We start from the raw sequence: 13,504 nt of genomic DNA, 5'->3' as shown, positions 1-13,504 counted from the left end.
GACCTGCATGCTGAAGAACAGAAATATTGGCGCTATTCCACTGGTGCAGAATCTGCGCCAATATCAGGCCCGCTATCAGGCGGACATGCGTAGACTGGCGGGACTGGTGCAAACCGTCTCGCCAGGACTTTTTCTACGGGAATGGATGGCTCGTCCGGGGACGGTCGGCGCGATCTGGCCCAGTTCCAGGCAATTGGCCAGCCAGATGGCGGCCCGGATTCCCCTGTCGGGCGATGGCCTGGTCGTGGAACTGGGGGCGGGAACCGGCGCGGTGACGCAGGCCCTGCTGGATCGTGGCTTCCCCGCCAGACGCCTGTGGATCGTGGAACGATCGCCCGCTTTCGTGCAGCATTTGCGGTACCGGTTTCCGGCCCTGACCGTGGTGGGCGGCGACGCGGCCGACCTGGAATCACTGCTGCCGGCCAATAAAAAGGTGGATGCAGTGGTGTCCAGCTTGCCGCTGCGCTCGCTGCCGGCCGACGTGGTCAGCGCGATTGTGGATCAGTGGCGGCAGTGTCTGGCGGCGGATGGTTGCCTGGTGCAGTTCACCTATGCCTTATGGGAGCGCGACACGGGCCTGTTCACGGGCTTTGCCGAAGAATCCAGCCATTATGCCTGGCTGAACGTGCCGCCTGCCCGGGTGCGTGTCTTCAGGCGGGCGGAGCTTGCCGCAGGCGGATCGTGACCTTCAGGCCCGTCTTGGCCGCGCTGTCCGAGAAATCCAGGTCGATGTCGGCGCCCAGGCGGGCGACGATGGTCTTGACGATGGCCAGCCCCAGACCCGATCCGACCTGTTCGGTGCCCAGTACCCGGTAGAACGGGTCGAACACGCGTTTTCTTTCCTGGATGGGGATGCCGGGGCCGGTATCCGAGACGCACAGCTCAATGACGTCGTCCAGCACGCGGGCCGACAGGTCGACCCGGCCCCCGGCGGGGGTGTAGCGGATGGCGTTGTCCACCAGGTTTTTGATGAGCGTGCACAGATCCAGTTCATTGGCCTGAATCCGGATATCCGGGATCTCGGTCACGCCCAGGTCCACCGTTTTGGCCTGGGCTTGCGGGATCAGGTCTTCCAGTACCCGGCGATACAACATGGGGATGGATACCGGGCTTTCCGTGGGCTCGGCGGCGGATTGCGCTTTGGCCAGGCTGAGCAATTGGTCCAGCAGATTGCGGCACCGCTGGATGCCCTGGCGCAAGGCGGACAGCCGTTCACGGGCGGAGGACGGCAGGTCGGCTTCGTCCAGCCGTTCGGCCTGCAGCGATAGCGCCGTCATCGGAGAGCGCAGTTCGTGCGCGGCATCGGCGACGAAACGGCGCTGGGTTTCCCGCGACCGGGCCAGCCGGATCAGCAGACGGTTGATGGCGATGACGAAGGGACGCACTTCCGTGGGCAGGTGGTGATCCGGCACGGGACGCAGGTCTTCAAACGAACGCCGGTCGATCTCGTTGGAAAGACCGGAGATCGGCTGGAACATCTTGCGCACCAGGTTCGTGATGATCAGCAGCAGGATCGGCACCAGGATCAGAAAGGGCATCAGGGTGCGTACGGCGCTTTCGCGCGCGATCTTGTCGCGAAAGTCGGTTTCCTGGGCGATGGCGACCCGCCCGCCCGCGGGCTGGCTCTTGACCAGCACCCGGTACGTGTCGCCGTGCGACTGCAGGGTGTGCAGGCCTTCGGCCAGGTTGCCGGGCAACGACAGAACGCCTTCGGTATGCGGCGATGAATGCCCGGCCGTGGCGGATGCCAGTTGCTGGATGATGATGTAGGAATCGTCGTCGCCATCGGCCAGGTGGGTAGCTGTGTCGCCGGGCGCCAGGACCAGATGCTGCTGGTCCATCAGTTCGGCGATCTGGTAGAGCACGTCGTCCTGCAGTTCGTGGGCTTCGTCCAGGGTCGAGAAAAAGGAAAAGACGCCGGCGATGCCGGCCACGACGACGATGACGACCGACAGGGTGAAGGACAGGCGGAACTGCAGGGATGCGTTCAGCCGTTTTTTGAGACCATCCATCCTATCCCCCTGACGTTGCGGATCACGTCGTGCCCAAGTTTGCGGCGCAAGGTGTGAATCAGGAACTCGACGGCATTGCTTTCGACTTCTTCACCCCAGCCGTACAGCCGGTCTTCCAGTTCGGACCGCGACAGGATGGCGCCGGGCCGCATCAGAAGGGCCTGCAGCAGGGAAAATTCCCGGCTGGACAATTGCGTGGGCAAGCCATCCTGGCCGATGGCCTGTTTGGTGGCCAGGTCCAGCGTGACCACCCCGTTGCCCAGCACGGGGCTGGCCTGGCCGTTCTGGCGCCGGATGACGGCCCGCATCCTGGCCAGCAGTTCGGCCATGTCGAATGGTTTGAGGATGTAATCGTCCGCGCCGGCATCCAGGCCGCGCAGCCGGTCGTGCAGGGTATCGCGGGCCGTGATGATCAGGACCGGGATGGGGTTTTGCCGCTTGCGCAGGGTGTCCAGGACTTCCAGGCCGTCCTTGCCGGGCAAGCCCAGGTCCAGCAGGACCAGATCGTAATGCTGCGCGGACAGGGTATCGAGCGCGGCCTGCCCGTTCTGCAGCCAGTCGGCTGCGTAAGCGGCATCCTGCAAGGCATCGTGGACGACCTGGCCGATCATGGGGTCGTCTTCGACCAGTAATACACGCATGGAGGTTCCTGTTCTTTGCGCTCAAGGATAAACCGGATTGTTCAATAGGTCTCGAAGGTCTTGCTGTCGGCGCTGAACTGTTCCAGCGTCACCAGCATGATGATGATGGCAAGGAACAGGGCGCTGGTCCACGACGTGCCCATGCCGAACCCGCCGTCCGCTTTGCCCTGGGTCAGCAGGTCCCCCAATGCGGCCCCGAAGGGGCGGGTCAGGACGTAGGCCACCCAGAAAGTCAGCACTGCATTGCCGCCCAGGCGCCAGGCGCCATAGGACAGGGCGATCAGGACGCCGAATGCGATGGCGCCCCAGGCAAACCCCAGGTGGAGCGCTTCGGTGGCCAGGTCCCCTGCCGCAGTGCCCAGCGCGAAGGTGCACAGGATGGCGGCCCAGTAGAACAGTTCGCGCCTGCGCGACACGATGTCGTGAATCGACAGAGTGTGTTCCGTCCGGTGCCAGACGGCGAAGATCGTGACCAGCAGACCGGCGAAGATCGGAGTGCTGACGGTCAGGGGAACCCCCAGGCCGTCGGTCAGCAGATCGGTGATCTGTGTGCCGACGATGCTGACCAGCACAACGGTCAACCAATAAATCCAGGGGGTGTAATGCGGCTTGCGCAGCTGGAGGGTGAGCGCGGTGATCAGCAGCAGGGCCATGACGGTGCTGGTCACGCCCGGGCCCCAGCCGGCATTGAAGGCCAGATAGTCCGCGCCGGTTTCCCCGACCGTGGTGCACAGGATCTTGATGATCCAGAACGAAAGCGTGATGGCCGGGACTTTGATCAGGTCGGCGTCGGGCCTGATAGGTTCGGGGTGGAGCGCATGGTGCACGGTGGGCCTCCGGCGATGTCGGGAATGGTATGCCGGAGATGCTACGGGGCCAGACTTAGGAGAGGCTGAGATGCGTGGGCGTTTTGGTCGACAGGCGCTGGAGGCGATGCAGCCGTTCGCGCTGCAAGGTATCGGCCAGCGGCTCGGGCGCGCGGCCCAGCGCAACGGAATCGGCGGCCACGGCCTGCACGGCGGCGTCCAGGCGCGATGAGTCCGCCCGCCACCAGTCGGCCAGCAATTGATCGGGGGAATACGCATCCAGCCCCTGGCGCCGCAATTCGGACCGATCGAAATCCTTCAGATTCCATGTCATCACCCGCACGGCGGGAGGGCGCTGCAAGCCGCAGCGCGCTCGCCGCGCCAGGCCGGCCGCAATCACGTGGAGGTCCTTCGGGTCGCTGTAGCGCAAGCCGACTTCGTAGGGGGCGGTGTTGGTCTCCATGGCCCTGGGGAAGCGCTGGTTCATGGCGTTCCATTGTTCCGCCAGCGTTTCAGGCGGGATCTGCCACAGGCGCGTCGCGTTGCGGCGCCATTCCTCGCCGATGCGTTCGGTCCAGATCGGCTGGAATACGCCCAGATCGGCCACGCGCAGCAGCAATTGGCGCTGCAGCGTGGACATCAGCACACAGGCGTCCAGGACGACGAAGGGGGCAGGCGTTTCGGTAATCATCGCTATTGTCCCGCTTCCCATGGCGCCACGGGTTTGAAGCTTTGCTGCACAAAGTCGATGAACGTGCGTACCCGCCTGGGCATCGTGCGGTTGGGTAGATAGACCAGGTAGATGCCGGCATCGGGCAGCACCTGATAATTGGCGAGTAGCGGGACCAGGCGGCCCAGACGCAGGTCGCTGGCCACGACATAGAAGGGCAGGGCGCTCAGCGCGAGCCCCGACAGCACCGCGGCATGTGCGGCGTCCATGTCGTCAGTCTCGAAACGCACATTCACCGGAACACTGTACTGCTGCCCATTGCGTGCCAAAGTCCATGCGCCCTTTGGGGCCAGCGGCGGGAACAGCACGCCGTCATGCATCGCCAGTTCTTCTATCGTGTCGGGCGTGCCTCGACGCGCCAGATACGACGGCGACGCGCAGATGATCTTGCGATTCACGGCCAGCCTGCGCGCGACCAGCTTGGGATCTGGCATCAGCGATATGCGGATGCCAATGTCGTAGTCTCCATCGTCCAGTTCCACAGTGCGGTTGCTGCAGGATAGCTTGATGCGGATCTCCGGATACCTGAGCTGGAAATCGCCGATCACCGGCATCATGTAGCGCAGCGCAAAGGCCTGCACACAGGTCACGCGCACCAGTCCCGCCAGCGCCGACTGTGATTGCGTCAGCCGCCTCTCTGCATACTCGGCCTCGTGGACGACGCGGCGGCAATGCTCGTAGAAGATCGTCCCTGCCTCGGTCAGGCTGAGCCTGCGGGTCGAGCGATTCAGCAGCTTGACCGAAAGCGATTGTTCCAGTGCGCTCACTTCGCGGCTGACCAGCGACTTGGATAGCCCCAGCTTGATCGCTGCAGCCGAGAAGCTGGAGGCTTCGACCACCTGCGCAAAAACACTCATCGCTGCCAAGCGTTCCCTCATTATCATCATCCTAGCAACAATCTGTTGAATGAAGCTGTATTTATCTTGACTGAACAACGATATAGATTATGAACCATCCCGTCACAGCATCCAATCAGGAGTTCAACCATGAGCACGATCGACATTGGCCAACTGAGCATCCACTATCTCATCGATGGTTCAAAGCATGCAGGCATGGGCATTTTTGAACTGACCGTCGGACCCGGCTCGAACACGCCGCCCCCGCACAGTCACCAAGACAACGAAGAGATCGTCTATGTGCTGGACGGCACGCTGCGCTATACCGTCGGCGCTGATACGCGGGATCTTACCCCCGGGCAAACCATGCATACGCCCAAGGGCGTGGTCCATGGGTTCTCGAATCCGTTTCAGGACGTCGCGCGCGCACTGATCGTCATGTCTCCAGACATTGGCGCCCAGTACTTCAGGGACGTGGCGGCCGTCGTGGGGGCGGGCGGCCCGCCGGACAAGGCCGCCCTGATGGCGATCATGGACCGGTATGGGTTGGTGCCGTTGGCTCCCGCCTGATCCTCTTGTAAGCCTTGGCGCGGGTCCTATGCCCTTGCAGGCGACGAGGCTGACAGCAAGAACGCATGGATTGTCCTTCTGGCAGGCAGCGCTTGCGGCACGGTGCCGGGCACCAAGAGGTGCTTCTGGACTTTGCCGGCGACATTTCATCGGTGTGGGGGTGACGAAAACATGCGGCGCTGTGTCGTCCGGCCTATTAACATGAGAGTCGGGAGACTGTGACAGGCAGACAACCCGACCAGAAAATCAGCAACCGTCCTGGCCGTTTGAACTGGAGAGGTCGATCATGAAAATCATTGTCGAGACGAACGTGCATGCCCCAATTGAAAAGGTATGGGAAGCCTACACCACGCCGGATGCGATCGTTCAGTGGAATGCGGCGTCCGATGACTGGCACACCACCCGGGCGATTGTCGATCTTCGGGTGGGTGGCGAGTTCTTGTCCCGGATGGAAGCCAAGGACGGCAGCGCAGGGTTTGATTTCGCAGGCACCTATACCGATGTGATTCCCTATCGCGTCATCGAATATTCTTTCGGAGACCGCATGGCGAGAGTCGAATTTACCCAGAAGGGGATGGACGTCCATGTGGTGGTGTCGTTCGACGCGGAGTCGACTCATTCCACCGAGGAACAGAAGACGGGTTGGCAGGCCATTCTGGATAACTTTGCCCGATATGCCGAAGGCCGGAAATAGCCCGTCGAAAATGCACGACGGAGATGAGAATCACCTGGCGTCAGCGACCTGCCGCCAGTGTATGCTGGCCAGATGGATGCCCTGATCGCCGCTTCCGCACGCGCGCTTGCGGCAGGCGATCCGCTGGCCGCCCTGCAGCGGATCGCCCTGCGCGATGACCCACCGGCGCTGGCCTTGCGCGGGATCGCCATGGCGCAATTGGGCGAGTATGCGCGGTCACGTGAATTGCTTCTGCGTGCCCGGCGCAGCTTCGGACATCACGAAACATTGGCGCGGGCGCGTTGCGTGGTCGCCGAGGCCGAAGTGGCCCTGGCTGCACGTGACTTGGGCGGGTCGCCACGCGCCCTGGCTGATGCGGCGGCCGCGTTGGATGGTCGGGGTGATCACACCAATGCCATGCATGCGCGCATCACCGCTGTGCGCAAGCTGGTGTTGCTGGGGCGTCTGCAGAGCGCCGAGGCGGCCCTGGCGCGGATTGATATTCTGGCTCTTCCTGCGCCGCTGGCTGCCATGGCCGAGCTGCTTGCGGCGGAATTGGCGCTGCGCGCGCTGCGCGTAGACGCGGGAAAGGCAGCATTGGCGCGAGCACGGACGGTAGCGGATCGCTCGCGGATACCGGCATTGCTGGGCGAGGTGGACCAGGCGCTGGCGGTGTTCGAACAGCCCGCCGCCCGGCTGCTGGATCGGGGAGACGAGCGGGTCGTGCGCCTGGAGGATGTCGCAGCGCTGTTTGCGTCGGGTGGACTGGTCGTGGACGCCTGCCGCCATCGCGTCGGCGCCGGCGCCGATTGGCGACCCCTGGCGCGTCGGCCGGTGCTGTTCGCGTTGGCGCGCTCCCTGGCGCGCGCTTGGCCGGGCGACGTGGACCGCGATGCGCTGATCGCGGAGGTGTTCCGTATGCGCCATCCGGACGAGTCACATCGGGTGCGCCTGCGAGTCGAGATGAGCCGTCTGCGGGCGGTGATGAAGGGGCTGGCGGGGGTCGAGGCTACTGCGTGTGGCTTCGCCCTCCGGCCGGCCAACGGAGGCCCCGTGGCCGTGCTGGCTCCGCCTGGCGATGATGGGCAAACCGCCTTGCTGGCGCTGCTGGCAGATGGCGCGGCGTGGTCGACGTCGGCGCTTGCCTTGGCTCTGGATGCGAGCCAACGCACGGTTCAGCGCGATCTGGCGGCGCTGCACATGGCCGGACGGGTGCGTTCTGTCGGCCGCGCCCGGACGCAGCGCTGGCTATCGCCGCCGCTGGCCGGATTCACGACGATCTTGTTACTCCCTGCTGCGCTACCGATCGGATAGAGTGGTTTCACCACGCCGTTTCCCGGCGCGAAACCAGGAGCAAGTGATGACTCAGGCAACAACAACCGTCAGATCCCGGGCAGTGACGACCGCGGCCGACGTGGTGCGCGAGTATGGTCCATTCGAAGGAGTCGACGCCGTACATGGCGTGACCTTCGATGGCAAGCAGGTGTGGGCTGCCACCGGGGCAAGGCTGCTCGCCATGGATCCCGCCAGCGGTGTCGTGGCGCGCACGCTGGACTGCGTCTGCGATGCCGGCACCGCATTCGATGGGACGCATCTTTATCAGATCGCGGGCGACAGGATAGACAAGATCGACCCTTCCAGCGGCGCGGTGCTCGGGTCGATTCCGGTGCCCGGAAACGGCGCGGTATCCGGGCTGGCCTGGGCGGAAGGCAGCCTGTGGATTGGCCAGTACCGCGATCGCAAAATCCATCAGATCGACCCTGTGGATGGCGCCGTCCTGCGATCCATAAAGACGGATCGTTTTGTCACCGGCGTGACTTGGGTGGACGGTGATCTATGGCACGGCACGTGGGAAGACGACCAAAGCGAGATCCGGCGGATCGACGCGCAAAGCGGCGCGGTGCTTGAATCCCTGGAAATGCCGCGTGGAATGGGCGTAAGTGGCCTTGAATCCGATGGCGCCGATCATTTCTACTGTGGTGGCGGATCCAGCGGCAAGGTCCGGGTGGTGCGCCGTTCCCCGAGGGAAGGCTGAAGCTCATGCCATGGAAATCTCGGTTCTCCACCAGGTTGTTGAGCAACATGACCTTGATGGCGAGACGGCTTACACTCGTTGATGCCGTTGGTGCGGCGGTTCTCATGGTGTCGATTCTGATGGTGTTGAACACTTCTGCGATGCGTTGTTGTGTCAGGCGATGGGCCCGGATGCCGGAAATCAGGGCGGTGTGGGCCAGGCGCCCCGCGCTGATTCTCTGGTGCCTGACGTTGTTGCTACTTTCACCGGTGGGTAGCGTCCGCGCCGCAGCCCAAGATGTGGTCTTCCCGGCGCGGGTGCAGCAGGGGGCCATGGTGATCGGCAAGGTAGTCCCGAAAAGCAAGGTGATCTATGAGGGGCGCACGCTCGCCGTCACCGACTATGGCACCGTGGTGTTTGGTGTCGCGGCAGATGCCACCGGCCCCCTCCATCTGCGCGTGACCCCGCCCGGCGGCGCAGCCCTGTCCGTAGACCTGGCCGTGCAGCCACGCGACTGGCCGGTCGAGCGGGTTAGCGGGCTGCCGCCCAAGACTGTGTCGCCGCCGCCGCAGATTGCGGCGCGCATTCGTCGCGAGCAGGCCCGGGTGGCCGAGGCGCGTGCAAGCAGCTATTCCGGGACGGGTTTTGCGGAAGCCTTCATCTGGTCGGTGCACGGTCGCGTTTCAGGGCGCTTCGGTAGCCGCCGCGTCTATAACGGGATCCCTGGCGCCCCGCATTCGGGCATGGACATTGCCGTCCCGACTGGCACACCGGTCAAGGCGCCAGCCAGTGGCCGCGTGGTGTTTGCCGATCCCGGCCTGTATCTGACCGGCGGTACGGTGCTGATTGATCATGGCTATGGCATCGGCTCGAACTTCCTGCACCTGTCCCGCCTGGATGTCCATGTGGGTGACGTGGTGAGCCAGGGTCAGGTCATTGGGCTGGCGGGCGCGACTGGGCGTGCGACCGGACCACACCTGCACTGGGGCATGACATGGTTCGAGATGCGTATTGATCCCTTGCTGGTGCTGGATCGCACGCCGTGACTTGCCGTCGTGTTGGGGCGGGGTGCAGTTCAGTCAGGCGGTCATTGGACCAGCCCCCTGAAACACCGGACATAGTCGCCCACTTAAAATAGCAGGTAGGCATACGACTATGTTTATGACCAACAGCAAGTAGGAAGTGATGGAATTACTGACCCAGCCGGAACGTCGGCGTCGCTGACCGCCAATGCCCAGCAAATGATAGTGGACTCCCTGCGCCAGAATTCGAGATTGTCGAAGTTCAGGGGGGCCGTGGAATCAGGGTAGCAGGCTGGTGAGATGACCAAGGGTGCGGTGGTCGTCCTTGATCAGTACGGGTTGTTGACGACGCGCGGCATAACGCAAGGCCTTGCGCAGCGCGCGAAGGTTACGCACGGTGGCGAGGTCGATTTCCGCCGGGGGCAAGGCGTGGCGGTAGGCCTGCAAGGTGGTCGGCTGCAGCAGGCTCAGACAGCGCAAGTGCAGCTCGCACCGGGTGTGCTGATTCGCCAAGTCAGGCGATAACCAAGTCAGCAGTTCGACCACTCGACCGTACAGCAGATGAAGCCGTGAGAGGGCCTCGTGGGGGGTGGTCGGAGCAGGGGCCGCGACTGCGAGGGGCTTGCTTGGGCGAGCGCGGCCTTCGGTCATCAACTCGCCCAGCTTCCAGATAGGCTCGTGGTGCGCGATGCGATTGCGCAAACCGTTGCACAAGTCCAGGCGGGCGAAGAGTTCGTCCTGATGCTTCTGCTTGGCCCAGTGTGAGGCTTGGCGCTGCCGATGGCCAGGCAGCGCGTCTAGCAAGATTGGACCCCAGTCGATGCTTTGATGCAGTGCGTCCTTTTTCAGATCAAGCAGGTGCGGCCAGAAGCCAAAGGTCAGGCCTGACACGACGTCGTCTGGCGAGGGGGCGGGAATGCGCGGCAGTTGATGTGCACCCTGCTTGAAATGGGTGATTTCCTTGACCTTGTTTCTGGCGATAGGCGCCAGATCGACGTGTTTGTACCAGTCTCTGGACCCATGTCCACCCACGACGCCGTAGCGAAGGCTGAAGGCCTTGTGAAACTGGTTGCGCAGCACAACTTCCACCAGGGAGATGGTGCGGAATAGGCAGGCGCTGAGCTCTTCGTTCCACTGGTAGAGTGCCAAAGCTTGCACATCATCAGCCGCGCCGAAGAAGCTGCGGTAGTTGCTCAGACGGGCGTGGGAAAGCGCCTGAATGCGTGCCAGATTGCCGGCTGTATGGGTTTTGATCTGTTTAAGCATACGTGTTATGATCTTTCTGTAAGCGCTTGGGTACATGTGCTTGGCAGCTCCCTCTTCGGACGGACGTCAAGCTCCAAGACGCAAAAGAGGAAGCGGCCGCGAAAGCGGTCGTTTTCCTTTGTGTTACGCACGGTTCACCTCCTGGATGAGGCTGGCAAACCTGCTCTCCAGACCTTCCAGTTCTGCCCGGAGCTGTGCGCGTTCTGCCCGAAGGGCCTCCAGGTCCACCTGACAGACCTGCTCCACGGCGCCCACATAGCGAGCCACGTTGAGGTTGCAGTTGTTCTCAAGAATGTCTTCAAACGACACCAAGCGGGCGTAGCCCTCAACATCCGCCCTGGCTGCATAGGTGGCCTCGATCCGGGCGAGGTCCTCATTGCGTAGCTGGTTTTGGGTTTTTCCGTGCTCGAACTGGCGGCTGGCGTCAATGAACAACACTTGTCCGTCGCTCTTATCCTTACGCAACACCAGCAGTGCAATCGGCAGGGACGTGTTTGGAAGCAGCTTGGCTGGCAGCGCGATCACTACGTCCACGAGGCTTTCCTCCAGCAGTCGCCTGCGAATCTGTAGCTCCGCGCCGCTGCGGAAGAGGACACCATGGGAGACCACGACAGCCATGCGACCGTGACTAGGCTTGAGCGTCTCAACCATGTGGCTGATGAAAGCGTAGTCAGCCGAAGCGCGCGGCGGAACTCCGCGTCGGTAACGCCCGTAGGGATCGGTTGCGGCGGCTTCTTGCCCCCAATCCTTCACATTGAAGGGCGGGTGTGAAACTACCACGTCGAACGTCTGCAGTTGGCCTCCAGCCACCAGGCGCGGGTCTTTAAGGGTGTCTCCCCATGCCAACTGCGCGGCGAGCTCCCCATGCAAAAACATGTTGATTTTTGCGAGGGCCCAGGTGCTGCCGTTCTTCTCTTGGCCAAACAGCTGACATCCACCACTGGCAGAGTGAGTACGCGCGAAGGTGCTGCAGGTCAACAACAACGTGCCAGAACCGCAGCATGGATCACCAACGCGTTCCCCCGCTTCGGGCTGGAGGATTTCCGCGATCAGCCGGGAAACCTCGGGCGGGGTGAAGAACTCAGCACCACGCTTGCCAGCGACAGCTGCAGCCTCGCTAATGAGCTTTTCGCAGGCAAAGCCAGCCGCTTCGGTACTTGCGTCGCCTCGAAAGTCGAACTCTGGCACACCGAAGCAGCTCAGCAGATCAGCGATGAGGGGTTGCCTTTGCTTGGGTTCGCCCAGCAAGGAGGAGTCAAAACGGACGCTGTGAAAAGCATCATGCAGCAGTGGGTACTGCTTCTCCAGGCCAGCGAGTGTCCGGTCAATTCGCTGCCCGATATCGGGCATGTGCTTAGCGTGGAGCAGTTGCTCAAACGACGGCACCGATCCGGCATCCGCGTCGAGCGCAACCGCGTGGCCAGCTTCGTAGGCAGTACGGTCAGAGGCGTACTTCAACACCAGTAATGCCAGGAGGTGATCTCGGACCTCTCCAATATCGGCCACGCTACGAACTGAGTCGAAGCAGCGCCAGAGTGCATGACAGATTGCCTGCTTGGCTTCTGCATCAAGCATGGTCACCTCCACGGTGCGAAAGGAGGTCGGCCATCTGGGCTACCTCGATGGTGTCTAGCTCTGTCAACCGATGCCGGATGGCAGCGATCCGCACTGCGAGTTCGGCAATCTCCGCGATGCGACGTTGGCATCCCATATCAGGAAGGTCCACCTCCAGCGTCTGAAGAGCCGTTTTGGTCAGCGCTTTGATGCTGGTGCCGGTCAGCATTTGCTTGAGCTTGGTACCGGTGGTCGGCAGGTTAAGAAACCACACCAAGTAGCCGGCATCTAACCCGTCAGCCGGTCGGATCAAGTTCAACTGACCCACCGGCAGAACTGGTAAGTCCGCCCCGGTAAACAGCCATGCCCTGTAGTAGTCACCCCGTGAGGGGATGACCACATCACCCGCTTGCAGGCAGTTCGCACGGTACTTCTCAGCCACAACAACGCGCGGCAATTCTTTCCAACTCACGAGGGTCGAAGACACGACATCCCGGATGGCCAACGCGCGAACGTTGCCTTCAGGGTGTTCTTGCGGTGCTTGATCGCGAAAGACCACTGCGGTGTGGACTTCTGCCAAGTCGTTGAGGGTATGAATGGTTTTCATCAAATAACTCTACTGTTGGCGTAATATACCGCTGCTTAGGCAAACCCGCAAGCAGTAGATTTATTTGTATGTGGAAAAGATGAGCTCCCACCTTTCCAACCAGCGATGCCACGGCTTCAGCCCATGAGAACGACAAGTTATTACCTCGCCTGCTCGGCAATCTTACCTGGCGAGATTGCCTTCCTGATCGGCTTTCAGGACGCCAACTGGTTCTTGCGCGTCTTCAAGGGCTGGACGGAGATTCCGCCGGGAGAAGATCGCACTTTGCACGCACATCGGGCATGATGCAGACACAGTCCAGTCAATGGAATCGGCTGGCGGGTGTCCTTGATAGCTTGGGGCCCAAGCAGGAGACGGTCACAGCCAAAAAAATGACCGCCAGATCAGGCGGTCATTCCCTCTGCTCCTATGAATGGCCAACTTTTCCCACAACATCTGGCCATCTTTTCCGAAATCCAACAACCATGTTGGCTTCCAGAAAAGTCGGCCATCGCCCTCATTGATTCATAAGGGATTTCTGTGAGGTCTTTACAGAAAACTTGGCCAAATGTTCATGAATAATTGGCCAATGATTGCAATGCCACTTTTTGGAATGGCGACCGCTCGCGATCTTAAGGCGCCATTTGCCTTGCTGCTGAAAGTGGGTATATTACCGTTCAGCAGTAAGGCGACGGTGCTCAACAATACTATTGACGGATCTTAGGTCTGTGCGGCATGGGCACCTCCCGAGTATATTATGAGCTGCATGCGGGACTACTGACAGACCTTAGCGT

Annotated in this window: 14 protein-coding genes; 6 read left to right on the top strand and 8 right to left on the bottom strand. The window is 62.0% G+C overall.

Annotated elements, in window-relative coordinates:
- Positions 1-85 precede the first annotated feature (85 nt).
- A complete protein-coding gene (locus WBG56_RS09970) occupies positions 86-685 on the top strand; it encodes a class I SAM-dependent methyltransferase (protein ID WP_424267878.1) in 600 nt (199 codons plus the stop codon).
- Here the strand turns inward: WBG56_RS09970 and WBG56_RS09965 are convergent.
- From WBG56_RS09965 to WBG56_RS09945, 5 genes are read right to left on the bottom strand one after another with little or no spacing between them, the layout of a single operon-like run.
- Positions 651-2,012 (bottom strand): sensor histidine kinase, encoded by a 1,362-nt coding sequence (locus WBG56_RS09965; protein ID WP_424267782.1) that lies wholly within the window; start codon positions 2,010-2,012, stop codon positions 651-653. The genes WBG56_RS09970 and WBG56_RS09965 overlap by 35 nt on opposite strands.
- Entirely contained in the window at positions 1,988-2,653 is a 666-nt protein-coding gene (locus WBG56_RS09960) for a response regulator (protein WP_424267780.1), read from the bottom strand. Before WBG56_RS09960 ends, WBG56_RS09965 begins: the two co-directional genes overlap by 25 nt.
- Positions 2,654-2,694: 41 nt before the next feature.
- Positions 2,695-3,480, bottom strand: coding sequence for a hypothetical protein (locus WBG56_RS09955; RefSeq protein WP_424267778.1), 786 nt, complete (start codon positions 3,478-3,480; stop codon positions 2,695-2,697).
- Between the two features lie 55 nt (positions 3,481-3,535).
- Complete coding sequence (locus tag WBG56_RS09950; protein ID WP_424267776.1) at positions 3,536-4,150, bottom strand: PIN domain-containing protein; 615 nt, start codon at positions 4,148-4,150, stop codon at positions 3,536-3,538.
- A 2-nt stretch (positions 4,151-4,152) separates the two neighbouring features.
- Positions 4,153-5,067 (bottom strand): LysR family transcriptional regulator, encoded by a 915-nt coding sequence (locus WBG56_RS09945; protein ID WP_424267774.1) that lies wholly within the window; start codon positions 5,065-5,067, stop codon positions 4,153-4,155.
- A 108-nt stretch (positions 5,068-5,175) separates the two neighbouring features.
- Here WBG56_RS09945 and WBG56_RS09940 point away from each other — a divergent pair, with 108 nt between their 5' ends.
- The 5 genes from WBG56_RS09940 (at position 5,176) to WBG56_RS09920 (ending at position 9,328) form a co-directional block, all read left to right on the top strand.
- The gene (locus tag WBG56_RS09940) at positions 5,176-5,595 is read left to right on the top strand and encodes a cupin domain-containing protein (RefSeq protein ID WP_424267772.1); all 420 of its coding nucleotides are present in this window, start codon (positions 5,176-5,178) and stop codon (positions 5,593-5,595) included.
- Positions 5,596-5,881: 286 nt separating this feature from the next.
- Complete coding sequence (locus WBG56_RS09935; RefSeq protein ID WP_424267770.1) at positions 5,882-6,289, top strand: SRPBCC domain-containing protein; 408 nt, start codon at positions 5,882-5,884, stop codon at positions 6,287-6,289.
- A 72-nt stretch (positions 6,290-6,361) separates the two neighbouring features.
- Positions 6,362-7,582, top strand: coding sequence for a helix-turn-helix domain-containing protein (locus tag WBG56_RS09930; protein ID WP_424267876.1), 1,221 nt, complete (start codon positions 6,362-6,364; stop codon positions 7,580-7,582).
- Positions 7,583-7,628: 46 nt separating this feature from the next.
- On the top strand, positions 7,629-8,303 hold the full coding sequence (locus tag WBG56_RS09925; protein ID WP_424267874.1) for a hypothetical protein: 675 nt from the start codon (positions 7,629-7,631) through the stop codon (positions 8,301-8,303).
- Positions 8,304-8,407: 104 nt separating this feature from the next.
- Positions 8,408-9,328 carry a M23 family metallopeptidase gene (locus WBG56_RS09920; RefSeq protein ID WP_424267768.1) on the top strand — a complete coding sequence of 307 codons (921 nt, stop codon included), beginning with the start codon at positions 8,408-8,410 and terminating at the stop codon, positions 9,326-9,328.
- A 255-nt stretch (positions 9,329-9,583) separates the two neighbouring features.
- Here the strand turns inward: WBG56_RS09920 and WBG56_RS09915 are convergent, their stop codons facing one another.
- The 3 genes from WBG56_RS09915 to WBG56_RS09905 all read right to left on the bottom strand — a co-directional run bounded on the left by WBG56_RS09915 (position 9,584) and on the right by WBG56_RS09905 (position 12,731).
- Positions 9,584-10,570 (bottom strand): Abi family protein, encoded by a 987-nt coding sequence (locus tag WBG56_RS09915; protein ID WP_424267766.1) that lies wholly within the window; start codon positions 10,568-10,570, stop codon positions 9,584-9,586.
- A 123-nt stretch (positions 10,571-10,693) separates the two neighbouring features.
- Complete coding sequence (locus tag WBG56_RS09910) at positions 10,694-12,145, bottom strand: N-6 DNA methylase (RefSeq protein WP_424267764.1); 1,452 nt, start codon at positions 12,143-12,145, stop codon at positions 10,694-10,696.
- Positions 12,138-12,731: a restriction endonuclease subunit S gene (locus WBG56_RS09905; RefSeq protein WP_424267762.1), complete on the bottom strand. Its 594-nt coding sequence runs from the start codon at positions 12,729-12,731 to the stop codon at positions 12,138-12,140. Before WBG56_RS09905 ends, WBG56_RS09910 begins: the two co-directional genes overlap by 8 nt.
- Between the last annotated feature and the right edge of the window lie 773 nt (positions 12,732-13,504).

The sequence above is a fragment of the Castellaniella sp. genome (assembly GCF_049671645.1).
Lineage (GTDB): Bacteria > Pseudomonadota > Gammaproteobacteria > Burkholderiales > Burkholderiaceae_B > Castellaniella.
This window is presented reverse-complemented; position numbering and strand designations above follow the sequence as displayed.